We start from the raw sequence: 22,261 nt of genomic DNA, 5'->3' as shown, positions 1-22,261 counted from the left end.
ATTTCTTCGAGTGGATGTCAATAAAAATTCGGATGAGGTTCCGGAACAAAATCTAGAGATTCTATGAGCGGGTTGACGGAAATAAAAAATAAGGACGGCCGGAGTGGCTCAGGGCACCTTCCCGGAGGAGAAGGTGTTCTGCCGGGAATGCCCTCCAGGGGATAAAGATACCTTTTTCCGATTAAAAGAGATTCAGCGTAACTCCCGGCTCCGGCACGTTTGCGTGCTTTTCGAAAAAAATATTACCCCAATAGACGTTAGTTGCATCAAGGCGAGTGAATGGCAAAAAAACAACTTTTTACTCTCTGCATCCTCTGTTTTCTGACCGTCGCTCTAGTATGCGGCTGTATCTCTGATACGGAAAAAAAACTGGAACAGGCAACTCTACTGATAGAGTCGGCCGATGAGAAGATAGCAGAGGTCGAAGATCTGGAATGGAACCGGGAAAACCTTGGATTCATTAAAGCCCAGTTTGCCGGTGCGGAGGTCGATCTCGATGAGGCAGTGAAGGTCCTCTACACCATCGAGCCGGCAAACGATGAAGAGAAGCGGACGATCGATGCGTGCGTGGTGATGTGCACGGCGGCAAAAGACCTCTGCAATGTAGTGAAAACCGATCTTGCCGACGGCATGGAGCATATGCTCAAAGCCGAGGAGTACGCCGACAGGAAAGATATGACCGGCGCAAAATCAGAACTAAAACTGGCGAAACCCGAGTTTGTAGATACCCGGATCAAACTCCAGCAGATTCAGGCTCACGTCAACGGGATATCCGTTCACGATCTCCCCGCCGAGGAACGGGGGATGCTCACAAGTTTCAAGATGTCCATCGATGAGTTCCTCCATATGCTGACTGAATTGGTCGATACGCTAAACACCGTCGTGTAATCCCTAACCCCACTATTTTCGGACATCTTTCCGCAACTCGATTCCGCATCTCATTCGTCATGCTTGCCTCGTATCAGAGGTTATACGGGCGCCGATACAGAGATCTGCACCGGACGCGGTCCAAGAATACATTTGCCAGGAGGACGCACTCCGTGCCGTCACGCTTACCCGGTCATCTCTCGAGGGGCACCCACCACTTACCCCGCCCGGTACCGCCCCGGGGCCGTGGAAACACCCTTGAGATCTCATCACCGAAAGCAACCCTTTTTTCCCCTGCCGCACAAGAGATCGTATAATGCATGTCCCCCTGAAATTCACCAATCACCGTATCGAGGAGTACGCGCTCAGGGTGACCTACCGCCCGGAGGAGGATGCCGGGACAATTATCTACAACCTCTCGCTCATCGAGAGCCGGGACCTCGAGTTTGCGCTCGCCATCATGAAAGAGGCCCACAGAACAGGCATCACCATCAGCGACCGGATCCGGGTCTCCGAACCGGGAGAACATGTCGGCGGCTATATTGTGCCCGACGGCCATCACGGGATCTGCACGCTGTGCAGCATCACGCTCGATGCCCTCCTCCTCCAGCGCGGCATCCCGCTCAACCCGATCGGCGGGGGGGTCGTCGAAGTCAGCGGAAGGGTCGCGCAACGGTTCACGAGCATGATCCTCTACCGCGACACCACGCTCGACCCCCTCGAGGTCCTGATCTCCCAGGAGACCACCTCGATCCTCGGCGTCATGCGCCACGGGAACGGCAGCATCCTTGCAAACATCCGGGAGTGCCACATGGAGGCCGAACAACTCGTGGGGACGGTGCTCGACGAATTCTCGGCTATCGGGTTCTCCGGCATCCTGGACGTCGGCGCCCCGAACGTCCCTCTGCTCGGGGTTCCGGTAAGCCCGCAATACATGGGCGTGGCGATAGTCGGAGGCACAAACGCGATGGCAGCCGTCAGGGAGGCAGGAAGGCCGGTCGTGACCCGGGCGCTGAAAGGACTGATCGATATCCGGGAGATGGGCTACCTGGAGGATTATTGACCCGCGGCACTCATGTGCTCCGTGACGCTCGCAAGGTGCCGCCTGACGAACTGGACGAGCCCCGCAGATTCTGAATAAAGGGCTGAGGGTTGCTCGCTCTTCGAGCCCAGCCAGACCAGTGTCCGGGTGTTGTCTACCAGGAAGACGCCGGACCTCTCATACGGCAGGGGCTTTCCCTGCGCGGAACGGACCTCGTGAAAGGACTCGGAAAGCGGGAGCCGTATCCGGAATCGGGGCGGCTGCTCGCCTTTCCAGCAATCGGTGACGATCTCGACATCTACGGATTCGGGAACGGACGTAAGGACCTCAAGCACACTCCCCTGAAGAAGTTCCCACGTTGCGAGCATCGCCACGCTCTGTTCCGCATGTTTAAACATATCGGCAAGGCGGGTCCTGATGTTCTCCTCGCCATAGATCGTCCAGATCAACTCCTGGTTCCCCCGGACTTCCGGGCCCTTCTCCCGGTATATTGTATCGAGGGCCAGTTTAGCGCTCTCTGCATCGGCTTCGATCCGGTGCATCAGGTTCTCGATACCCCGGTCGGGGGGAATCGCATCGAACCGCTTAGGCGTTGTGTGGGAAACACTGACCAGCTCCTTCTCGATGAGTCGGTCCAGGACCGGGTAGACGGACGCGCGCGGTACACCGGAGGTCTCGTGAACCTCCGTCGCGGTCGCACCAGCTACCCGGAGGAGTCCGATGTACACAAGGGCTTCGTACTTCGTAAGTCCCAACGCTTTAAGAGATTCGAGAAGAGCACCTGAAATATCTCGGGGAACCTTCATCCAGCATATATATATACTGTTCAGCAATAAATGTTGTTGTTAAAAAAACAACAAGGTGAAGAGATGCGTTGGCAGCATGCAACAGTATTGCTCCTCCTGCTGGCACTCCTGGCTGTGCCGGGGTCAGCGGCAGGGGTCAAGTACCTCTATGGAAACCCTGAACTATCTGCTACGATAGCCGGCACCAATGAGTTCGCACCGGGCGCCGAGACAGGTCTGACGGTGGTTCTATCCAACAGCGGCGTAAATACCCACAAGATCGTCGGTTCGACGCTCATCGCCCCCGATGATCTGCCGAACACCGCGAAACTGGTCACGGTGGCGCTCAAGAGCGACGACACACCGTTCACCGTCAAGACGGACCCCCAGTTCTTGAGCGACATCATGGGCGGCGCCTCCCGGACTGCCACATTCGACGTGAAGGTGGCGGATTCCGCAGAACCGGGCACCTACACGTTGCCGCTTCTCGTGACCTACCAATACCTGCAGGATGCAGAAGAGTACGGGAGCGACGTTCTCCGCTACAACTACCAGACAAAGACCGTGACCCTGCCGCTCTCGGTGCGGGTCACGCCAGATCTCCGCATCGAGGTCACGGACGTGCGGTCCGAGTCGCTGAACGTCGGCACGGAAGGCTACGTTTACCTGACCTTAAAGAACATCGGCCATGACACGGCACACAACGCCGTCGCGAAGATCGTGAGGAACGGCGCAAGCCCGCTCATCCCGACCGACGGCAGCGCCTACCTCGGGACGTTCGAGCCCGGAGAAGTGGTTGACGTGAAGTTCAAGGTCTCGGTCGCCAACAGCGCCGAGCCCCAGTCGTATCCGCTGGACGTCGCGGTCACCTATGAGAACTACGAGCAGACGACCGTGACTTCCAAGCCGGTGACGATAGGCTTTCCCGTCGGCGGAAAGATCGCCTTTGAGGTTGTCTCCCCGATGAAAACACTCAATCTGGGCGGCAAGAGCGTCCTTGAGGTCGTGTATAAGAACACCGGCGATGCAACGGCCTACAATGCCCAGGCCCGGATCAGCACCGTTGACCCCTTCACCAGCAGCGATGACACCGCCTACCTTGGCGACCTCGCCCCTGGAGAGACCGCAACGGCACGGTTCGAAGTGAGCATCGACAGCGACGGCACCGAGAAGGAATACGGGATCGATTCCGAGATCCGCTACCGTGACGAACTCGACAACAGCAAGATCTCGGACACGATGAAGGTCCCGGTCGCACTGCAGAAGAGTAGTGCCGCCTTCACGAGTTCGGTCTTCATCGTCATTGTTGCGGCCGTCGTCATCGGAGCAGGGTATTATATATTCGTGTACCGTAAGAAAAAGTGATGAACGGGTACTGGGACGGGCCAAAACCGGAGCCTCAGGTGAGGACAATCGAAGAAATGCGAGTGGTTCTCGCCGATCCCGGCTGCACCTCCGATCAGCCCCTCTATTTTATGTACCGGGATCTCGCCAGAACCGAGAGCGATCAGGAGTGGCTCCGGCAGCACCATGTCCGCTACGACATCACCGTCATTCCGGCCCGGACTCTCTGCGGGGAGTATGTCAAGACAAAGGGACACTACCACACCGTGAACCCGGCCGGGACGCTCTACCCGGAGATCTACGAGGTGCTTTCGGGGACCGGCCACTACCTCCTCCAGACCGAGAACGCCGGCGACGTGGTGATGATCGAGGGCACCGTCGGCGACAAGATCCTGATCCCGCCGGGGTACGGTCATGTGACCATCAACCCGGGTCGGGAAGACCTTGCGATGGCGAACCTGGTCTCGACGGAGTTTTCCAGCAATTACGGCCCTTACGTGGACCTCCAGGGCGCCGCTTACTACGAGATGGAGGGGGGGGCCCTGGTGAAGAACCCGCACTACCCCGACGCCCCGCCGGTGCGCTACTGCAACCCGGTGGAGGTCCCGGACATCGGCATCGAGAAAGAAGTCGGGCTCTACGACCTCATCGGGCGGCCCCGGTCCGTCGCGTTTTTGAACCACCCCGAGCAGTTCATGGAGATCTTCGCCGACGTGACCGGCGGGTGCCTGCTGATGCGGTAGAAGGGAGCACCTGAGTGGAGCGGACGCCGCTCCAACGTGTCGGGTTGCGGTTCAGCCGCGCCCCACCCTGCCGCCCATCAAGGACCCGGCAGGTCCGGCAGACCTCCCCGTACGGCCCGCACACCTATCGGTGCTCAACCTCCGACCCTTCATCTGCGGGTGTTTCCACCATTTCCCGGAGGGCTTCGCCGAGGTTGACGAGCGAGTACTTCGTCGCCGGGTGGCGGGAGGTGTAGTCGTCGAGGAACTCCCGGACGTCATTCTGCAGGGCGTCGGCCGCACAGGGACAGCCTGCAGGGTCGTACCCCTCGACGTGGAGGGAAGCGTAAAGCGCCACCTCGCACTCAGGAATGTACATGAAGGGCTTTATCCAGGGAATTGCGTTCTCCTCCTCCCGCATAGGACGGGTGAGCCTCCCCGGATCGCCCCGGAGAACGGCTTCCAGCACCGACCTGGCCCCGTCATCCAGGTTATACCCGCAGGCGAGTTTCGTTGCGCCCGCGGCTCGGGCGATCCGGGAGAGCAGCGTCCGCCGCAGTGTAGCGCGGCAGGAAAACTTCTCGTCGAACGCGGCCCCGTACTCATCACGAAACGAAGCCATAACCCAGGGGACACCGATGTGCTCGGCAATTGCCCGGGCCCGCTCCGGGTTCCGGTAGCCGGAAACTCCCTCGTCCACGGTGATCGCCATCAACCGGACGTCCCGGCGCTCACGGAGGAGTTGATGGAGGAAGAAGAGGACGGCGCTTGAGCCGCCGTCACCCGAGAACGCCACCGCCACCGTATCCCCCGACCTGACCCAGCGATGCTCCCGGATCGCCCGCTTTGCTTTCGCTTCAACGTCCTGGTTGAAGTGCTGTTCGCAGAGGTGCAGCCCGGAGTATCGCTGGTAGACGACCGCATCACGGCGGCACTTGCTGCATCGCATGTATCCTCGATCATCCTTTTATCACCTGGTCACATAAATGGTGTAGAAGATGCCCGTTCCTGCAGAATACGTGCGATCCCTGCACTCCTACGAACTCCGGATCCTGCTTGCTCTCGAACGTCTCATGCGGCGGTACCGGTGGGTGCCGCTCGAAGTGCTCAAGTCGGCGACCGGGTTCTCCGAGTCCGAGTTATCTTACCGGCTGGGCAGGTTGATGGCCATGGACATGGTCAGGTACGAGAAAGTCCCCTACGAAGGCTACGCACTCGTCTTCAACGGCTACGACAGTCTGGCCCTCCACACCCTCACCCGCCGGGGCACCGTCCAGGCTCTCGGGACCCTGATCGGCGTCGGTAAAGAATCGGAGGTTTTTGAGGCGATGGGACTCGGGGTCGTCGTACTGAAGTTCCACCGGGTCGGACAGCGGTCGTTCCAGTCGGCCCGCGTAAAGCGAGGCTACATGCCGGAGACCGGGCACTGCCCCTGGATATTTGCCTCCAGCAACTCGGCAAAGATGGAGTACGACGCCTTAAAGACCCTTCATTCCGCTGTCTCGGTGCCGCTCCCCATCGACCAGAACCGGCACGTCGTAGTGATGTCGTTTGTTCCCGGCGTCACCCTCTCGCGGGCAACCCTTGCGGAGCCGCAGGCCATCCTCGACCGGATCCTCGATAACGTCCGCGAAGCATACCGCCTCGGCATCGTCCACGGCGACTTAAGCGAGTTCAACGTCATGGTCGACGAGGAGCAGTGCTGGCTGATCGACTGGCCGCAGTGGGTGGAGACCGCCCACCCGAACGCCGGTGAGATCCTCGCGCGGGATATCGAGAACATCCTCCAGTACTTCAAACGAAAATACGGCCTGGACTATGCCTTCGACGAAGCACTGGCAAGGGTGGTGGAGTGAAGGTCTTCGGGATCGATATCATCAAAGGCTCGGTTCGCTCCCGTACCCGGCGGCCCGTCTACGCTCTTTGCCGGGTGGAAGACGGCGAGGTCCAAGGCGTCGAGGAGGTCACCGGGTTCCGGCTCCAGCGTCTCCTCGCCACGGAGCAGCCCGACATCCTTGCGGTGGACAGCCTCCAGGAGATCGCCGCCGACCAGCACGAACTCCACCGATTCCTGCAGGCGCTTCCTCCCTCGACGAAACTTGTTCAGGTGACCGGCGGCGAACGGAAAGAAAGCCTCGGGAAAGTCGCCGCCCGCTACAACATCAGTTTCAACAGGTTCGACCCCTATGCCGAGGCCCGGACCACCGCCCGGGTGGCCGCCCTCGGGGCGGGCGTCGAGGTGATCGCGTTCGAGAACACCACCGACATCGTGGTGAGCAGACACCGCTCGCCGGGCCGGGGCGGGTGGAGCCAGAACCGCTACGTGCGAAAGATCCACGGCGCCGTGCTGCAGAAGGCCCGGGAGATCGAGGCCCGACTCCGGAACGCCGGGATCGACTACGATAAGAAGGAGACAAAAGCCTTCGGCGGATTTTCAAGGGTCGCCTTCCGGGTCACGGCTCCCCGGGACATGGTCCCGGTCCATTCTTCCCGGGGCGCCGACGTGCAGGTCCGGGTGACGGGGCGGGAACTCGACCGGATACGGTTCGAACCGCTCTCCCGCCGCCCCCGGTATCTGATCGTCGGACTTGACCCGGGAACGACCACCGGCATCGCCGCTGTGGACCTCGACGGGAACCTGGTCCTCCTCACGAGTTCCCGTCAGATGACGATGTCCGATATCATCGAGGAGCTCTACCATGCCGGGAAACCGCTCATCGTCGCTTCCGACGTCCAGCAGATGCCCTACTCGGTCGAGAAGATCCGCCGGGCGTTCAACGCCATCCCCTACACCCCGAGGCAGTCGCTCTCGGTGGAGGCGAAGTACGACCTGACCGCCCGGTTCTCCTACACGAACGACCACGAGCGCGACTCGCTCTCGGCGGCGCTGGACGCCTACCGGAGCCTCCAGAGCAAGTTCCGGAACATCGCCAAAAGGGTGCGGCCGGGAGTCGATCTCGACGAGGTGCGGGCGCGGGTCCTCCGGGGCCAGCCTCTCGATACGGTCCTTGCGGACCTTGAAGGAGGGGCGGTGGTACCGAAGCCGGCCGCCGCAACCCCCGAAGAGACTCTTCCTGAACGACCGGTCGACGATGAACGGGTGATGGCCCTCGACGGGATGGTCAAAAGACTCCGGAGTTACGTTCAGGAACTGCAGGAAGACCTCCGGGAGCGCGACCGGGAGGGGGAACGGCTACGAGAGGACCTGCAGCGGGCACGCTCCGCGACCGAGCGGAAGGTCCGGCGGGACGCGGAACTGGCGACGAAGGACGCAACCATCGAGAGCCTGCGCGAGCAACTCCGGAGCGAGCGGCGGCGGTCCAGGCGACTGAAGAAACGCCTGGAACGGATGCGGGCCGTCGCGAAGATCGAGGTCTCGGAGGACTACACCCCGCTCAAGGTGCTCGACTCTCTCACCCGGGACGGGGTGCGGGACCTCCAGGAGGGGATCGGGGTCTCCACCGGGGATATCCTCTATGTCTCGCGGGCTCACGGCTGGGGGCGGGGTGTGGTGAAAGACCTTGCCGGGGCGGGCGTGCGGGCACTGGTCGTCGGCGGGGAGCCCCCCGACCCGCACCTTGTCCGGATCGCCCGGGAGGCCGACCTCCCCCTCCTTCCGGCCGACGCCGTCCGGCCGGACATCCGGGGCAGGACCGGAGCGGCAAAGACCGGGGCCGTAGAGGAGGCGCTCGGAGCGTGGGAGAAGGAGCAGAAGGTGTTCCTGCGCGAACAGGAAGCCGAGCGGGTCGAGTACCTCTTCAAAGAGTACCGGAGCGAACGGGAGAAGGAGGTGCGCCGCGGTGGATGAACGGGCCCTGCACCGGCTGATCGGGACGATCATCGATCCTGAGCGCCTTGCGGACGATTGCGCCGTCATCCCCTGCGGCGACCTTCTCGCGGTCGCGAGCACCGATATGCTTCACGAGACGACCGACTTTCCTGCCGGGATGACCGACTGGCAGGTCGGCTGGATGGCGGTGGCGGTCACGCTCTCGGATATCGCGAGCATGGGAGCGACACCGGGCGAGGTGCTCCTCGCGGTCGGCCTCGACCGGCCGGAACGTCTTTTTGACATCATGGAAGGCGCCCGGGACTGCTGCGCGGCGTTCGGCGCCGAGATCGTGGGAGGGGACCTCGACGCCCACCGGGAACTGACAATCGTGAGCACGGGGCTCGGGACCGTCGCCCCGGAGCACCTCGTGCGAAGGCGGGGAGTGCGGCCAAACGATGTCATTGCGGTCACGGGACCGCTCGGAGAAGCCCAGGCCGCTCTCGCCGGCTACGACCGGCACAGAAAGGAACTCCTCGAACCGCAGCCCCGGGTCGCGGAGGGCGAGGTCCTCGGGCGGGCCGGGGTCTCGGCGATGATGGACATCTCCGACGGTCTTGCGCTCTCGCTCCACGACCTTCTGGCGGTTAACGACCGCGGGTTTGCCGTCGAGACCGCCCGCCTCCCGCTCCCGGCCGGGGTCCCGGAGGACGAGGCGAGAGAACTCGCGCTTTACGGCGGGGGGGACTTCGAACTCCTCTTCTCCGCCCCTCCCGCCATCTTCCCGATCCCTGGGGTCGAGGCGCACATCATCGGAAAGGTCATACCGGAGCGGGTGGTCCTCGCGGACGGAAAACCGCTTGAGCGCCGGGGCTACCTGCACGAGTGGAGCGGTTAGGCAGGGACCCGTTTCCCCATCCGCCGCCACTCCCACAGGATATACACGAGACCAAGCACCGCAAAGACGAAGACCGCCGCCTCGGTCACGAGAATCCCCTGCGTCTGGGCGAGGTAGACGGCGACGGCGTCCACGGCGGCGTGCCAGAGAACGGCGAGAGCAAGGAGCAGGGGTCTGCCGTAGACAACGGCGGCAAGCACCAGGAGCGACCACGCGATATGCAGGGTGATCGTCATCATCCGCTCGGCAAGCCCGGGCAGGATATCGAGCGGGGTGAGGGCCCGGACGGCATCGATCTGGGCCTGGACGGCGGGGTCGTCTGGCAGGGGGATCGTCGCTCCGTCGCTCGTGAGGACGATGTAGGAGAGCATGCCCGCGATCACGATGAGCGCGACGGACATGCTCTCGACGCCGCCCCACCCGGTCCCGAACAGGAGGCCGTTCTCGCGGGTGAGGGGGATCTCCCGACGTCGGAAGTAGTAGCGGTAAACGAGGTAGCGGCCGATCTCCTCAAAGAGCCCGGCGAGGAGGCCGAGGTAGACGGCGAGACCGGCGACGGCGGTTGGTGGTCCGAACGGCAGGAAGGCGAGGTAGAGCGGGGTCTGTGTTACAAAGACGAGCGGGACGTGGACGACCTGCACGGCGATGAAGAAGAGTGCGCCGAGGGCGAAAATCCGCCATGAGACACCGAACCTTTTGACGATCCAGTAGCCGAGCGCGAGCGGGACGGCGATCTCGAGCAGGGCGACGACGGCGAACGTGGCGACGACCGAGAGGTTCATGCTGGAGAGTATTTGACTAACTATTTAATATTTGTCGAAGAATAATTGAGAAATTACCTGGATTAATCATGGATCTACAGCACCCGGGAGCGGCACCGGCGGGTAGAAGCACTCCCGGCGGTGCGGCTCGGTTCTCGAACAACTTCGACTTTCTGCGGTTCGCCGCGGCGACGATGATCGTCGTCACGCACGCCTACGCGCTCAGGCTCGGCTATACGGGCATCGGGCTCACCGACCCGGTCCTGCTTATGGGACTGACAGGGCTTGCCACCCTCCTCGTCATCAGCGGCTACCTGATCGCGGCAAGCTGGGAGTCGACCGCATCGCCGCTTCGGTTCGCCTGGAAGCGGTTCCTCCGGGTCGTTCCGGCCCTTGTCCTCGCGATCCTCATCACCCTCTTCGTCATCGGCCCGCTGATGACGACCCTATCTCCGGCGGAGTACTTTGCCGCCCTCTTCTCCCCGGCAGGGCTCTCTACCATCCCGTTCTTTGAGGACGGGTCGGCGATAGGCCTCTTTCAGGAGAACCCGTGGACCTACGTCAACGGTTCGCTCTGGACGATTCCCGTCGAGGTCCTGCTGTATGGGGTCGTCGCCGCCCTCGGGATCGCCGGGCTCCTTCGCCGGTGGGGCGCCCTCGCTGCCCTCGCCGCCGTAAACGTCCTCCTGTGGGCTGCCTGGTTCGACGATCCCCGGATGGCAAAGATCCGGTTCGCCCTCTACTTCCTCATCGGGGCCTTCCTCTACCTCCACCGGGAACGTATCGTTTACCGGCCGGTCGTCGCCGGGGGGCTGCTGCTGGTGCTCGGGCTCTCGGCCCTGACACCCTACCCGTTCCCGTCCATTGCCGGGATGCTCGCCATCCCCTACCTCGTCATCTACGCCGCGCACCTCCCGATCCCGCTCCTGAACAACTTCGGCAGATCGGGAGACTTCTCCTACGGCATCTACATCTACCATTACCCGGTCCAGCAGATGCTGATTCAGGTAACGGGGAACACTCTCCTCCTTCCGGCGCTCTGCGGGCTCTCGTTCCCGGCAGCGCTCGCTCTCGCGTTCCTCTCCTGGCATGTCATCGAGAAGCGGGCTCTCGCAGCAAAGAACTTCGGTACCGCAGACCTGCGGCGGGTGCTCGGACTGCGTCCTCCGACGGGAGCCGTTGCCGATCCCGCGGTCGCACGGAAGTGACGACAGAGATCGGGTGACATCCGGCTCTGGAACCGGTGCGGAAGGCTGTGTGGATACCGCTCGAAACGGCGATAAAAGGCTGGGGCAAAGGCAATTCTCGAAGAGATAATCATCGAGAGCCCGATGTTTCAAAAAAATAGAAGACAGAGTGGACCCGGCGGGATTTGAACCCGCGGCCTCTCTGTCCCGACCGAAGGGGCTGCGCCCCTTTCGCAGACCCCCGGCGACCTGCGGTCGCCCATGAAGGTTAACACGCCATAAATCCGATGATATTTTCTTACAATGTGTTATCAAGAAGAAAGAGGAATGGACCCGGCGGGGATTGAACCCGCGGCCTCTACGTTGCGAACGTAGCGATCTACCCCTGATCTACGAGCCCAAGGGTTTGAGAGGATATGAGATCAGAGTATGATCTCGATATCTAGTTTTTCTGCCAGTTCCTTATATCTGTTCCTGATCGTGACCTCGGTCACGCCCGCAACTTCGGCGACTTCCCGCTGGGTGCGCCGCTCTCCGCCGAGGATGGACGAGATGTAAATAGCGGCCGCAGCGACGCCTGTAGGACCCCTGCCGCTCGTAAGCTCGCGTTCGCCGGCCTGCCGGAGGATCTCGACCGCACGGCTCTGGACCTCACCCTTCAGGTTCAGGCCCGAGCAGAAGCGCGGTACATAATCGATCGGCGACGTCGGCAGGAGTTTCAAGCCGAGCTCGCGCGAGATGAACCGATAGGTGCGCCCGATCTCTTTCCTCGATACACGGGATACCTCCGCAATCTCGTCAAGCGTCCGGGGGACGCTGCACTGCCGACATGCCGCATACAGCGCCGCTGCCGCGACACCCTCAATGCTCCTCCCGCGGATCAGGTTTTTATCCACAGCGTCACGGTAGACCACCGCCGCGGTCTCGCGCACGTTCCGGGGCAGGCCGAGCGCCGACGCCATCCGGTCCAGTTCCGAGAGCGCGAACGCCAGGTTCCGCTCGGTTGCATTCGAGACCCGGATACGCCGCTGCCACTTCCGGAGCCGGTAGAGCTGGGCGCGGTTCTTGCTCGATATCGCCCGACCGTAGGAATCGCGGTTCCTCCAGTCGATCATCGTCGAGAGACCTTTGTCGTGGATCGTGAACGTCATCGGTGCGCCGACACGGGAGCGCTTCATGCGCTGGTCGTGGTCGAACGCACGCCACTCGGGACCGCGGTCGATAAACTCCTCGTCAAGGACGAGACCGCAGTTCTGGCATACGAGCTCGGCACGCTCATAGTCGTGGACGAGCTGGCGGCTGCCGCACTCGGGACAGACTGTCTGGACACTCTCCTCGGTACGCTTTTTCTCCGTCTCTTTGACTTTCTGCTCCCCTCTCTTCTTCAGGGCTTCGCGCTGCAACTGCAGCTGTTTCAATTTTTCAACTTCTGCCATTGATGATACACCTATTTTGCAAAGATCTTCTCGCCAACCTGCACGGGACAGCTATTATAGCAGAGGACCACGGCATAGGGAGATGATATATTCCCAAAGATGTCAACTACCTTCCCTAACGGTTTTAACCGGCGATCCAGAGCCTCACCATAGAGGCGAGGCAACTGTGCAGCATCACATCGCAAGATTAACAAGCGATTACCGCAAACACTTACAGAACGTCCGATTAACCGCAAACTGCAACCTCTAGAGGGTATTATAGCTGGAAGTATTTAGTAACATATTTATATTAACCCCAAGAGTATAAAAATTTTTTGCTAAATTATAAATACCTCATCTCACTTCTGAAGCAGTTGTTTTCTATCCCGAAAAAGAATTTCCCGCGATTCTGCCTCCGTTAACCCGGCTCCGAGTGCAACCGCCTGTCGCGCTTCCTTTGACAGCAGATCCGAGGGCGCATGCGTATCCGAATCGACCGTAAGAGGACAACCGGCTTCCCGTGCCACCCGCACCACATGGCCGTTGGTCCGGTTGTGCCCCGCACGGGAGGTGATCTCAAGCGCTATACCATGCGCTGCAGCCGCGCGGGCATCCTCAACCGTTATAAGCCCGGGATGGCCGAGCACGTCCACGTACTCGCACGTGCAGGCGGCGTGATTCGTCCCGGGAGCAACCGGCTCCACCACCGTCTCGCCGTGGACCACAACGATATCGGCGCCAAGCCGTTTCGCGTCGCGCGCAAGCGCCGGGATCAGGGGTGGGGGGACATAGGTGAGCTCCACCCCGGCAAGCAGGTCCACGCCGTAATATCGCGCCGAATCCCGGATCGCAGCGACAGTCTCCACCAGGTGCGCGAGGTTTGAGGCATCCGCGTGGTCGGTGATGGCGATGGTGTCGTAGCCGAGCACGGCGGCCCGCCGGACGAGTTCCATCGGGAGGAGTTCGCCGTCGGAGAGGATGGTGTGCATGTGCAGGTCGTACATGCCGGTCACTTCCGGCGGGCAAGACCGCTTGCGACCTTCCGGATCAGGTCTCCCTTGCTTCCTTCCCACTCCGCGACGATCCGGCCTTCGTGTTGCGCCCACCGGGCCGGGTGGTGGCGCTCCTCCACCCGGTGCGGGACCTTCATCCCCTGTAGAATAGTCTCGACGGCAGAGAGCTCCGGGGATTTCACGCCGAGATTCTTTGCGATGCGACGTCCTTCCCGCCGCGTTAGCGTGACGTCGAAGTAACAGGGGTACAGGATGCGTTCTGCACTCATTGTTGTAGAGTTTGGGTGTTAACCTATAAACAGATCATGATCACAGTAATTACTATGCACCATATCGACGTCCATGTGGAAAAGGACATCTACGACGTCAACAACCGCATCGCTGACGCCAACGCAAATCTCCTGAAGGGTCACGGCATCCGGGCGTTCGACCTCCTCGGCGCCATCGGGTCCGGAAAGACCGCCACGATCGAGCGGCTCGTGCCGCTATTCCGGGAGCGGGGGCTCCGCGTCGGCGCCATCGCCGGAGATGTCTACGGCGACGACGATTTCAAGCGGATCGTCGCCCTCGGGGTCCCGGCCTACAACGCGAACACCGGAAAGGAGTGTCACCTCGACGCCCACCTGGTGGAGCACGCCATCGAGCACCTGCCGCTCGATGAGATCGATATCCTCTTCATCGAGAACGTCGGCAACATGGTCTGCCCGACCGACTTCCGGCTGGGCGCCGAGAAGCGGATCGTCGTCGTCAGTTCCACCGAAGGAGACGATGTGGTGAACAAGCACCCGATGATGTTCCGTAGCAGCACCATCGGCGTCATCAACAAGATCGACCTCGCCCCGTTCGTCGGTGCCAACCTCGACCGGATGGAGCAGGACATGCACCGCTATAACCCGGAGATGCAGGTATTCCGGACGAATATGAAGACGGGAGAAGGGATAGACAGGTTGCTGGACGCGATCCTCGCGTGATCAGCACGATTAAATATCTTCATCTCGAACAGTTATAGCACTTTAACGAGGGATTGCTATCCCGCAACGGGTATTGCGTCCTCAGAGAGAGTAGTTCGGTGGTTAAATGCAGTGGCAAGGAAGATCAGTACGGAAGCCATCGGGTGGACGCTACCACACCTCCCAGGGCAAGAAGAGATCGGAGATCGGAAGAGCTCCGGCAGAGACGCATATCGGTGAAGACCGCAAGAAGGTTGTCCGCACCTACGGCGGCAATCAGAAAGTCCGGGCACTCCGGGTAGATTACGCGACGGTTGCAAATCCTGCAACCGGCGAGACCCGGAAGGCGAAGATCGAGACGGTTGAGGCAAACAGCGCCAACCCGAACTATGTCCGGCGGAACCTCCTGACCCGGGGCGCCATCATCCGGACCGAGATGGGGCGCGCGCGGATCGTCAGCAGGCCGAGTCAGGACGGCGTCGTCAATGCCGTCCTGATCGCCTGAGATTCATCTTTTTTCTACGATTAACGCCGGCCTTGCAGCCGATGATGAGATTTTTCACGGAGGCGAACGTCATATCGCCGTCACGCTCCCGGAGAGATCGGCGTTGACGGGACCCCCTGCCAGGCAGCGTTCGAGCGCGTCGACCGCCCGGATGTCGAGGTCCTCCTGGTTCTTCCCGTACTTCCCCGGTACGCCCTGACCGGCGAAGAACGCGGCCCGGTAAACAGCGTCCGGGTCGAGCCGCTTTCCGGCCGCAAAGAATTCCTGAATCCGAAGTCCGGGCGGGTTCTCGATCTTGCAGTAGAGGTTGACTCCCGCGCAACGCTTCACGTAGCCGCCCATCTGCTCGTAGGGGTCGCGCGCGAAGGTCCGCTCCAGGCTCTCCTCCATCATTGCCCGGAGTTCCCGGCCCGTGATCTCGACCGTCGAGACCGGCGGGTTGACCGGGATGATGTTCCAGAGGTCGTTTACCGTGACCGGGCCGGGCGGTACCGGAGCGCCGTAGCGCCAGCCGTTGGAGAACGCCATCTCGGCACCGGTGGCGGACAGCAGCGCCCGCAGGAGAAGATTGTCCATCGTGGCTTCAAGGACCGTGTTCCGGGAAAGGCCCGTCCGGGTCTCCCCGACGACCCGGGAGAGGTAGTCGCGGTGCGGGTCCATGACCCGTCCGACCATCTCCTCGACTTCGGGGTGAGGCGGGGTCTCCTCGCCGACGACGATGAGGTTGTGGTCGAAATGCTTCACCCGCCGGTTCTCCACCGTAAGATCGAGACGCCCGATGAAGGAGCCGTGGCAGCCGGACTGAATGATGATGGTATCGTTCACGACCACCGGTTCAAAAAGGCGGTTGTGGGTGTGCCCCGAGAGAAGGACGTCGATACCATCCACCTCCCGGGCGAGTTGCACCTCCTGGGGGAAACCGAGATGCGATACCGCCACAACGAGATCAACTCCCTCTTCGTCGCGGAGACGGGCGATGTGGCCCGGGAGTTCGGCATTTCCCAGGGTAAAACGGACCCCTTCCGAGAAGGGCATCGGCATCACCTTATCGACGATTGCGGCCGCGATCCCGATGACACCCACCTGCAGCCCATCTGTCTCACAGATCCTGTAAGGGGGGAAGATGAGGTCGCCGGTCGCATTGTCGTAGCAGTTGACGGCGAGGACCGGGTAGTCGAGCCTGCGGGCCACCTTTCCGAACTGCTCCGGGCCGTAGGCAAACTCCCAGTGGGCGGTCATGGCATCGAATCCGAGTGCGTTCAGCACCGGGACAAGCGCTTCGCCTTTAGACCGGACGGCGGGATAGGTCCCGTGGATGGTGTCGCCGCAGTCGAACGCGAGCATCCGACCTGGCCGCGCATCGCGGATCTCCTCGATGAGCGCGGCCGCCCGGGCATACCCGCCCGCCACCCGGTATTCGGGCCGGCCGGCGTCATAGAAGAGTTCCTGGTGCGGCTCCAGATACCCGTGCGAGTCGTTCATCTGCAAGAGCGTAACCTGATCCGTCATACACTTCTCTCGTGACCGGATGCAGGGAAGGAGAGACGGTGCCAAAAACCTTTGCGTCTTCCCGGAGGATCATATCCTTTTTACGTTCCGCAGACCTCAATTCTAGTGATGCGCAGGATATACCATCGTTTTCCACAATCCATCGACCTCGATTTTGAACTCGCCCGGCCGTTCCGGGACGTTCTTGCCTGTATAGCACGGATGCACGACACCCATACGACCGTGCGGGGAGCCGACGGCCTCGTCAAGGAACGAGTTCTCATCCAGATCACGGACGGACGAACGCAATTCCTGAATCTCGATGCCCTGCAGCCGCTCTCCGAGAAAGTCAGCGAGATGGCTGACTTCCGGGTCGATCTTCAGAGGACGCTGCTCACCCCCGAAAAAAGGCTGCCGGTCTCGGAGAGCGTCTTCTTTCTCCGGATTGTCGATAAAGGTCCGGTGACGGAGTGTTACGTGGCGAAGGAAAACCGTCTCGGGGACCTGGACGCGATGGACCTGCGAAGACTGCTCAAGGGTGCCTGCGAGTGAGCGTCAAAATTGCGGTTGCCGCGCCGTTCAAGCATATGCACAAGGAACGGCTGCAGAAGAGCGAGTTCGTCTTCTACATCGCCATCGATCGGAAATGGATGAACAAGGAGCAGGCGAACCACCTCCTGGAGCGGGCGCGGTCAGAGGGGCTCGTCGAGGTGGACGGAGGAGCAATCCGGCCGCTCTTTGACCTCACAGAGGTCTCGATACCGCTTGGGTTCAAGCCCACCTCCGATGTTCTCGCCGCCGAGAGCAGCCCTTACGAAGAGTTGATTGGGCGGATCGCCGCCGCGACCGGAAAGACGCCGCAGGAGGTCGTCGCCGAACTCAACCGGATCGTGACCGACTGTTTCGACGGCAACCTCCGGGTGGAAGCGGCGGTGGTCATCCTCGCAAAGAAGTACGGGGTGGCGTTCGAGGACAAACTCGCTGCTCTGGAGCGAGCGGTCGAAAAGAAGAGGTAGGCAGCGGGAGGGGCCATCGGAGGGAATATATTCCTTCCCGGGGAACGATATCCCGCGGCGCATCATATCTGGTCGGGAGAGACCGACCTCTCCCGATACCGTTCGCACAATCGTCACGCGGTGCAACGGATCGAGAGCATGGTCGGGGGATTTTTGCCTGCAGCTGCAGAGGGTGCGGCCACCCGTGGATATGGGGAGAAGACTCCCCCGGGACTAGATGGTTCTGGTTTATTCGGCCGCCGCTTCGGGCTGGCTGAAATATTCGGCTAAGGGTTTTGAACCGCTCTGTGAAACAGCGGCGTTGATCTGGACGAAATCGGCGCTGATCTCACTGCCCCGCACCGACTTCCTGCGGCGCTCCCCGTCCATGACCGGGTGGAACCCGACGCCCTCGGAGAGGAGAAGCTTTCGTCGTGCAGGTCCGGGAAGGTCGCGGCGTGCGGGAATACCGGTCCTGTCCGTGCCGCCGGTGATCCGGATCGTGTAGCCCGCAAGGCCGAAGATGCCTCCGTCGATCTCGTCGCCGATGCGCTTGCCGATGAGTGACCCCGCAGCGGGGCCGGTTGCATCAACCTTATAGGAACTCCCGGTCTCCGGGTCTGAGAGGATGATTTTGAAATCTACCATGTTGACGACTCCTTCGAAAGTACCTATACAATTTGGGAATATGGTATTAAAAGTCTACCTTTGCGGGGTAGAGGAGAAATGTTGGGCGGTAGAGACCCTCCACGTTGAAGCGGTTCATTTCCCCCAGAAAGGATCTTCCCGGCGCCGAAGGGCGGCGAACTCCTCGAGGATCTCGCGCAGGCTCGGGCTCAGGTGGTCGAGCATCTCTCGCTCGATCACTTTCACGTGCCGCTCCGGGACGTCCACGTAGAGGTCGTCGTCGACGTTGATCTGGCGGCCGACGGTCGGCCCCTCAATGGAGATCGCCACTTCCTTCCCCGCTTCCGCTTCCTGGACCGTCTCGTTCTTTGCCTGGATCTGCTTGAGCCGGCCCACCTTTCTGCCGTTCGGGAGAGTAAGGTCGACACCGCTCTGGAGTTTCCCGCCGAGGACGCGAACGCCGACGACCGCCGGGTTGCTCTGCCGGAAGATGCAGTTCGGGAGGATCCGGATCTTTGCGGGCATGACCAGTTTCTCAAACTGCTGCCGTTCGAGTTCCTGCTTCTTCTCTTCGCGCCACTCGATGTAGTCGTCGAGGAGCTGGTAGATGACCCCGCCCTCGAATATGCTGACATGGGACATCGCGACATCCGCCAGCGTGTCGACCGCGTCCGGCAGGACCGGGGTGTTGAAGGCGACGATCGCGCTGTAGAGTGGGTCCTTGATCGTCCCGGCCTCAATGACGTCGTGGCGGGTGACCGGCCCGACGGTAGCCCGCATCACCTGGATCTGGTGGCCTTCGAGTTCTTTCGAGAGCGCTTCGAGAGCGCCGATGGTATCCGCCCGGATGATGACCCCGATGTCGGAAAGATTCACCTGGATATCCTGGACTTCATGGCGGACCCGCTCGATCACCTCGTCCCGGTTGCCGCCCCGGATGACCTGAAGGGGGGAACCCGCGATGACCGCGTCGAGTTTCGGGGCGGCAACCTTGATACCCGCAGCGGCGGTGACGGACTTGACCCGCTCGAACCGCTCCTCGATCAGGATCTCCTTCATCGGGCGGGGTTTCAAGAGGGAACGTACTTTCGTCTCGATGATCTGGTCGTTCCCCGCGACGACGATCTCGTCCCCGACCTTGAGGATGCCGTCGTAGAGGATCACGTCGAGCGTCATCCCGAGCCCCCGCTCCTCCTTCACCTCAAGCACGGTGCCGGCACCGGGACCATCGGTGCTGACCTTGAGATTCTCGGTCATGTAGCGCTGGGCAAGCCCGATCAGCACCATCAGGATGTCGGGGAGGCCCTCACCGGTAAGGGCGCTCGTCGGCACGATGCATATGTTCCGCGCAAAGTCCGAGACCCGGTCGAACCGCTCGGAGTTGAACCCGAGGTCGGAGAGTTTACCGACGAGTTCGTAGACCTTTGTCTCAAGCATGCCCTGAACGCGCTCGTTCTGCTGCGCAAATGTCTTGCCGAACGGCTGGCTTTCCTGGACGCGCCAGCCGTGAATGCGGTCGATTTTGTTTGCCGCAATGACGAACGGCGTTTTGTAGTTGCGCAGGATCTGGAGCGCCTCGATCGTCTGGGGACGGAAGCCTTCGTTGATGTCCACCACGACGATCGCCATATCGGCAAGCGCTCCCCCGCGCGCACGGAGGGTGGTGAAGGCGTGGTGTCCGGGGGTGTCGATGAAGAGGAGGCCCGGGACGTTGACGCTGACCTTACTCAGGGCTCCGCCCATGCGGGTGATCGCGTCGATGGGAACGAGCGTGGCGCCGATGTGCTGCGTGATCGCACCCTCTTCAGTCGATACCACGGACGAGCCCCGGATCCTGTCCAGAAGCGACGTCTTGCCGTGGTCCACATGGCCCATCACGCAGACGATGGGGGTTCTGATCGTTGATTGCTTTGCCATGATTATCACCTTCCGGTATATGGGGTCTTGATGAATTATCCCAAAAGATCTGGAGTATTGACCGCCTTTTGTGAATCGCACCAGATTAGGGGCGATTCTTCTACCCCCGGGGCATTGTTTGGCGCCCGGAACACTGGTATGTTATAGAACATGGAGTCTATTAATAATTCACCTGCCAGTCGCCCCCGGCGAACCGTCGCCAATCGCCGCACTTACCGGGGCTCAAGTTCCGGTTCTCACGAAACGTCGTTCGAACCCGGCAACGCATCGGCCGGTTGTACACTCGTGATTGCGAGGAAAGTGTGCCGGGCAGGCGTGCTGAAGAGATACCTTAATCAAATCCGACTACCAAGTATAATGAGTACCTTGCCAGGGTAGGGTAGTCGGTTATCCTAAGGGACTGTGGATCCCTCGACCCGGGTTCAAATCTCGGCCCTGGCCTATCCCGTTTTGGGTTAAAAGCCCGTATGTTCTAAGTAATCCGGTTTCGAGGGCATTGTGCAAATGATTTTTATATTGCCACATCCAGAATGTGGTATACCATGCAACGGGGAGATCTGCATTGCCCCGGTGTGCCTCCCCTATGTACCGCGCACATGTCCGGAGACAGATCGACGGTCGGCGAACGTGGATAGCGGTCGGCTGGTGGTGCCCCCTGTGCGGGACGTTCAAAAATGATGATTAGAGAACCGGTCCCGCGCATCAGTTTCGCAGTTTTCGCGACGCATCAATATTTCCGATAGACTGTTCTTCGGTTTCCGACCTCGATCACGGTAATAATCATCAGATTGTCTTCGATTGTGAGAATCACTCGATAATCACCCACTCGAAGAGAGTACACGGGGTTGCTTTGGTGGTCCTTTAGTTTCTTGACGTGGTGTAAGGGGTAAGGCTCGTTTGCAAGGGACGTCACTTCATCCGTGATCCGTTGCGCCTCGGCCTTCGGTAGACGCCTTAAATCATGTTTTGCCTTCGTGGTGAAGGCAACGTCCCAGATCATTCCAAACCCAAATCCCGGCATACCTCTTTGAGAGAGTGAACATGTCCGGCTCGTATTTCTGCGAACCCCTCTTCGATCCTTTTCTCTGTCTCTTCGCTCAGCGGTTCAGGATCATAGGCCATATCTGCCAAGTCCAGCACCCGGTTCAGCGTCTCGTCATCAGACTCTTGCGGATTGAGTTTCACGGCATCCAGACGAGATTTGGTCGCGGGTTGAAGTCGGATTGTCGCATCCATGCTCCACTATAGCCCTCGGCGGAATATAAAAGTCTCGAAGGTAGCGAACGATTCGGAATTCCCGAAGAGTTACATACAGAGCGCCCCGGCGACTTATGATAATCCGTCCCCCCGGTAGAGCCCTGGTCAATGTGCTATCCATCGACAAGGAAGGTAAACGTGGTGACCTGCCGTCATTTGATACGGCAAACATCCCGCTCGATTTCAGAAGCCACAACGTATCAAGGTCATGGCAGACATCACGAAAAAAAGGCGCTGAAATCAAGAGAAGAGCCCGAAGAAAATAGATTATGTATTCCCGGGGAATTGCTCCTCGAACTCCTCCGGATCCACATTGAAATTTTTAACGAGCAGCAGGTGTTCATCTGGGATTTCGCGGCTCTTGAGGCGGTATTTTGATTTCCGGCGTTCTCCGTTGGCATTTCTCATTGTGCGCTGAAAATCGTCGTCAGTCCAGCCTTCCATGACGCCTTTGTTCAGATCGTCGAGGGTGAAGAAATAAGCATAGACTCCCAGTATCAGATATTCCGTTTTCCGCTCGCGCGGGGGTCGCCCATCGCGTTCACGTTCCATAGAATACTCGCTTGATCCACCCTTCAGTTCTTCGTGCCATCTTCTGAAGTCGCCGTTTTTATCCGTACTGACAGCAACATCCACAACGAGGAGGCCGATACCGCCATGCTTTTCCACAAGATCGCTATACCCTTTCACGTCGCCTAGTGGACCATTGCACCTAACAT

General features: G+C 60.5%; 24 protein-coding genes and 2 tRNA genes. 13 read left to right on the top strand and 13 right to left on the bottom strand.

The window, feature by feature from the left end; translation table 11 throughout:
• The first annotated feature begins 279 nt into the window (after nt 1-279).
• Together BP737_RS01685 and BP737_RS01680 are read left to right on the top strand one after the other, a co-directional pair.
• The gene (locus BP737_RS01685) at nt 280-888 is read left to right on the top strand and encodes a hypothetical protein (protein WP_292410061.1); all 609 of its coding nucleotides are present in this window, start codon (nt 280-282) and stop codon (nt 886-888) included.
• A gap of 295 nt (nt 889-1,183) precedes the next feature.
• On the top strand, nt 1,184-1,930 hold the full coding sequence (locus BP737_RS01680) for a DUF128 domain-containing protein (protein WP_292410063.1): 747 nt from the start codon (nt 1,184-1,186) through the stop codon (nt 1,928-1,930).
• On the opposite strand, the gene BP737_RS01675 is transcribed toward BP737_RS01680, so the two are convergent.
• Nucleotides 1,924-2,715, bottom strand: coding sequence for a TrmB family transcriptional regulator (locus tag BP737_RS01675; protein WP_292410065.1), 792 nt, complete (start codon nt 2,713-2,715; stop codon nt 1,924-1,926). The two genes, BP737_RS01680 and BP737_RS01675, sit on opposite strands and share 7 nt — an antisense overlap.
• Before the next feature lie 63 nt (nt 2,716-2,778).
• Between BP737_RS01675 and BP737_RS01670 the strand changes: the two genes are divergently transcribed.
• Both BP737_RS01670 and BP737_RS01665 read left to right on the top strand, forming a co-directional pair.
• Nucleotides 2,779-4,059: a COG1361 S-layer family protein gene (locus BP737_RS01670; protein ID WP_292410066.1), complete on the top strand. Its 1,281-nt coding sequence runs from the start codon at nt 2,779-2,781 to the stop codon at nt 4,057-4,059.
• Nucleotides 4,059-4,781, top strand: a complete 723-nt coding sequence (locus BP737_RS01665; protein WP_292410067.1) for a glucose-6-phosphate isomerase family protein — start codon at nt 4,059-4,061, stop codon at nt 4,779-4,781. The genes BP737_RS01670 and BP737_RS01665 overlap by 1 nt, the downstream gene beginning before the upstream one ends.
• Before the next feature lie 124 nt (nt 4,782-4,905).
• On the opposite strand, the gene BP737_RS01660 is transcribed toward BP737_RS01665, so the two are convergent.
• Nucleotides 4,906-5,709 (bottom strand): ATP-binding protein, encoded by an 804-nt coding sequence (locus BP737_RS01660; protein WP_292410070.1) that lies wholly within the window; start codon nt 5,707-5,709, stop codon nt 4,906-4,908.
• A gap of 49 nt (nt 5,710-5,758) precedes the next feature.
• Here BP737_RS01660 and BP737_RS01655 point away from each other — a divergent pair, with 49 nt between their 5' ends.
• From BP737_RS01655 to thiL, 3 genes are read left to right on the top strand one after another with little or no spacing between them, the layout of a single operon-like run.
• Nucleotides 5,759-6,616, top strand: a complete 858-nt coding sequence (locus tag BP737_RS01655; RefSeq protein ID WP_292410072.1) for a serine/threonine-protein kinase RIO2 — start codon at nt 5,759-5,761, stop codon at nt 6,614-6,616.
• Nucleotides 6,613-8,568, top strand: coding sequence for a DUF460 domain-containing protein (locus BP737_RS01650; protein ID WP_292410074.1), 1,956 nt, complete (start codon nt 6,613-6,615; stop codon nt 8,566-8,568). The genes BP737_RS01655 and BP737_RS01650 overlap by 4 nt, the downstream gene beginning before the upstream one ends.
• Entirely contained in the window at nt 8,561-9,427 is an 867-nt protein-coding gene (gene thiL, locus BP737_RS01645) for a thiamine-phosphate kinase (protein WP_292410076.1), read from the top strand. The genes BP737_RS01650 and thiL overlap by 8 nt, the downstream gene beginning before the upstream one ends.
• On the opposite strand, the gene BP737_RS01640 is transcribed toward thiL, so the two are convergent.
• Nucleotides 9,424-10,209, bottom strand: coding sequence for a YhfC family intramembrane metalloprotease (locus tag BP737_RS01640; RefSeq protein ID WP_292410078.1), 786 nt, complete (start codon nt 10,207-10,209; stop codon nt 9,424-9,426). The two genes, thiL and BP737_RS01640, sit on opposite strands and share 4 nt — an antisense overlap.
• A gap of 68 nt (nt 10,210-10,277) precedes the next feature.
• On the opposite strand from BP737_RS01640, the gene BP737_RS01635 reads away from it, so the two are divergent.
• Nucleotides 10,278-11,396, top strand: a complete 1,119-nt coding sequence (locus tag BP737_RS01635) for an acyltransferase family protein (protein WP_292410080.1) — start codon at nt 10,278-10,280, stop codon at nt 11,394-11,396.
• A 307-nt stretch (nt 11,397-11,703) separates the two neighbouring features.
• Here the strand turns inward: BP737_RS01635 and BP737_RS01630 are convergent.
• The 4 genes from BP737_RS01630 to BP737_RS01615 all read right to left on the bottom strand — a co-directional run bounded on the left by BP737_RS01630 (nt 11,704) and on the right by BP737_RS01615 (nt 14,072).
• Nucleotides 11,704-11,775: transfer RNA gene (locus tag BP737_RS01630), tRNA-Ala, on the bottom strand.
• Between the two features lie 22 nt (nt 11,776-11,797).
• Nucleotides 11,798-12,811, bottom strand: a complete 1,014-nt coding sequence (locus tag BP737_RS01625; RefSeq protein WP_292410083.1) for a transcription initiation factor IIB — start codon at nt 12,809-12,811, stop codon at nt 11,798-11,800.
• 338 nt (nt 12,812-13,149) lie between these two features.
• Nucleotides 13,150-13,794, bottom strand: coding sequence for a histidinol phosphate phosphatase domain-containing protein (locus BP737_RS01620; protein ID WP_292410085.1), 645 nt, complete (start codon nt 13,792-13,794; stop codon nt 13,150-13,152).
• A gap of 5 nt (nt 13,795-13,799) precedes the next feature.
• On the bottom strand, nt 13,800-14,072 hold the full coding sequence (locus tag BP737_RS01615) for a signal recognition particle subunit SRP19/SEC65 family protein (protein ID WP_292410087.1): 273 nt from the start codon (nt 14,070-14,072) through the stop codon (nt 13,800-13,802).
• A gap of 54 nt (nt 14,073-14,126) precedes the next feature.
• On the opposite strand from BP737_RS01615, the gene hypB reads away from it, so the two are divergent.
• Nucleotides 14,127-14,774 carry a hydrogenase nickel incorporation protein HypB gene (gene hypB / locus BP737_RS01610; protein WP_292410105.1) on the top strand — a complete coding sequence of 216 codons (648 nt, stop codon included), beginning with the start codon at nt 14,127-14,129 and terminating at the stop codon, nt 14,772-14,774.
• Nucleotides 14,775-14,880: 106 nt separating this feature from the next.
• Nucleotides 14,881-15,258, top strand: a complete 378-nt coding sequence (locus BP737_RS01605) for a 30S ribosomal protein S8e (protein ID WP_292410088.1) — start codon at nt 14,881-14,883, stop codon at nt 15,256-15,258.
• A gap of 69 nt (nt 15,259-15,327) precedes the next feature.
• Here BP737_RS01605 and BP737_RS01600 read toward each other — a convergent pair whose 3' ends face one another.
• A complete protein-coding gene (locus tag BP737_RS01600) occupies nt 15,328-16,767 on the bottom strand; it encodes a bifunctional metallophosphatase/5'-nucleotidase (RefSeq protein WP_292410090.1) in 1,440 nt (479 codons plus the stop codon).
• A gap of 108 nt (nt 16,768-16,875) precedes the next feature.
• Between BP737_RS01600 and BP737_RS01595 the strand changes: the two genes are divergently transcribed.
• On the top strand, nt 16,876-17,298 hold the full coding sequence (locus BP737_RS01595; RefSeq protein ID WP_292410091.1) for a hypothetical protein: 423 nt from the start codon (nt 16,876-16,878) through the stop codon (nt 17,296-17,298).
• Nucleotides 17,295-17,762: a DUF2240 family protein gene (locus tag BP737_RS01590; RefSeq protein ID WP_292410092.1), complete on the top strand. Its 468-nt coding sequence runs from the start codon at nt 17,295-17,297 to the stop codon at nt 17,760-17,762. The genes BP737_RS01595 and BP737_RS01590 overlap by 4 nt, the downstream gene beginning before the upstream one ends.
• A gap of 228 nt (nt 17,763-17,990) precedes the next feature.
• On the opposite strand, the gene BP737_RS01585 is transcribed toward BP737_RS01590, so the two are convergent.
• Together BP737_RS01585 and infB are read right to left on the bottom strand one after the other, a co-directional pair.
• Complete coding sequence (locus BP737_RS01585; RefSeq protein WP_292410093.1) at nt 17,991-18,389, bottom strand: 30S ribosomal protein S6e; 399 nt, start codon at nt 18,387-18,389, stop codon at nt 17,991-17,993.
• A gap of 114 nt (nt 18,390-18,503) precedes the next feature.
• On the bottom strand, nt 18,504-20,285 hold the full coding sequence (infB, locus tag BP737_RS01580) for a translation initiation factor IF-2 (protein WP_292410095.1): 1,782 nt from the start codon (nt 20,283-20,285) through the stop codon (nt 18,504-18,506).
• 368 nt (nt 20,286-20,653) lie between these two features.
• Between infB and BP737_RS01575 the strand changes: the two genes are divergently transcribed.
• Nucleotides 20,654-20,726, top strand: a tRNA-His gene (locus BP737_RS01575).
• A 286-nt stretch (nt 20,727-21,012) separates the two neighbouring features.
• Here BP737_RS01575 and BP737_RS01570 read toward each other — a convergent pair.
• From BP737_RS01570 to BP737_RS01560, 3 genes are all read right to left on the bottom strand, one after another.
• Nucleotides 21,013-21,285, bottom strand: a complete 273-nt coding sequence (locus BP737_RS01570) for a type II toxin-antitoxin system RelE family toxin (protein WP_292410107.1) — start codon at nt 21,283-21,285, stop codon at nt 21,013-21,015.
• A complete protein-coding gene (locus BP737_RS01565; protein WP_292410097.1) occupies nt 21,282-21,521 on the bottom strand; it encodes a hypothetical protein in 240 nt (79 codons plus the stop codon). The genes BP737_RS01570 and BP737_RS01565 overlap by 4 nt, the downstream gene beginning before the upstream one ends.
• Before the next feature lie 288 nt (nt 21,522-21,809).
• On the bottom strand, nt 21,810-22,261 hold a 452-nt coding region (locus BP737_RS01560), incomplete at its 5' end, for a hypothetical protein (RefSeq protein ID WP_342685835.1).

Origin of the sequence: Methanoculleus sp. UBA291 (genome assembly GCF_002499755.1) — an archaeon.
GTDB classification, from domain to species: Archaea; Halobacteriota; Methanomicrobia; order Methanomicrobiales; family Methanoculleaceae; genus Methanoculleus; species Methanoculleus palmolei.
Note: the sequence above shows the minus strand (reverse complement) of the source record. Positions and strands in the feature narration are given on the sequence as shown.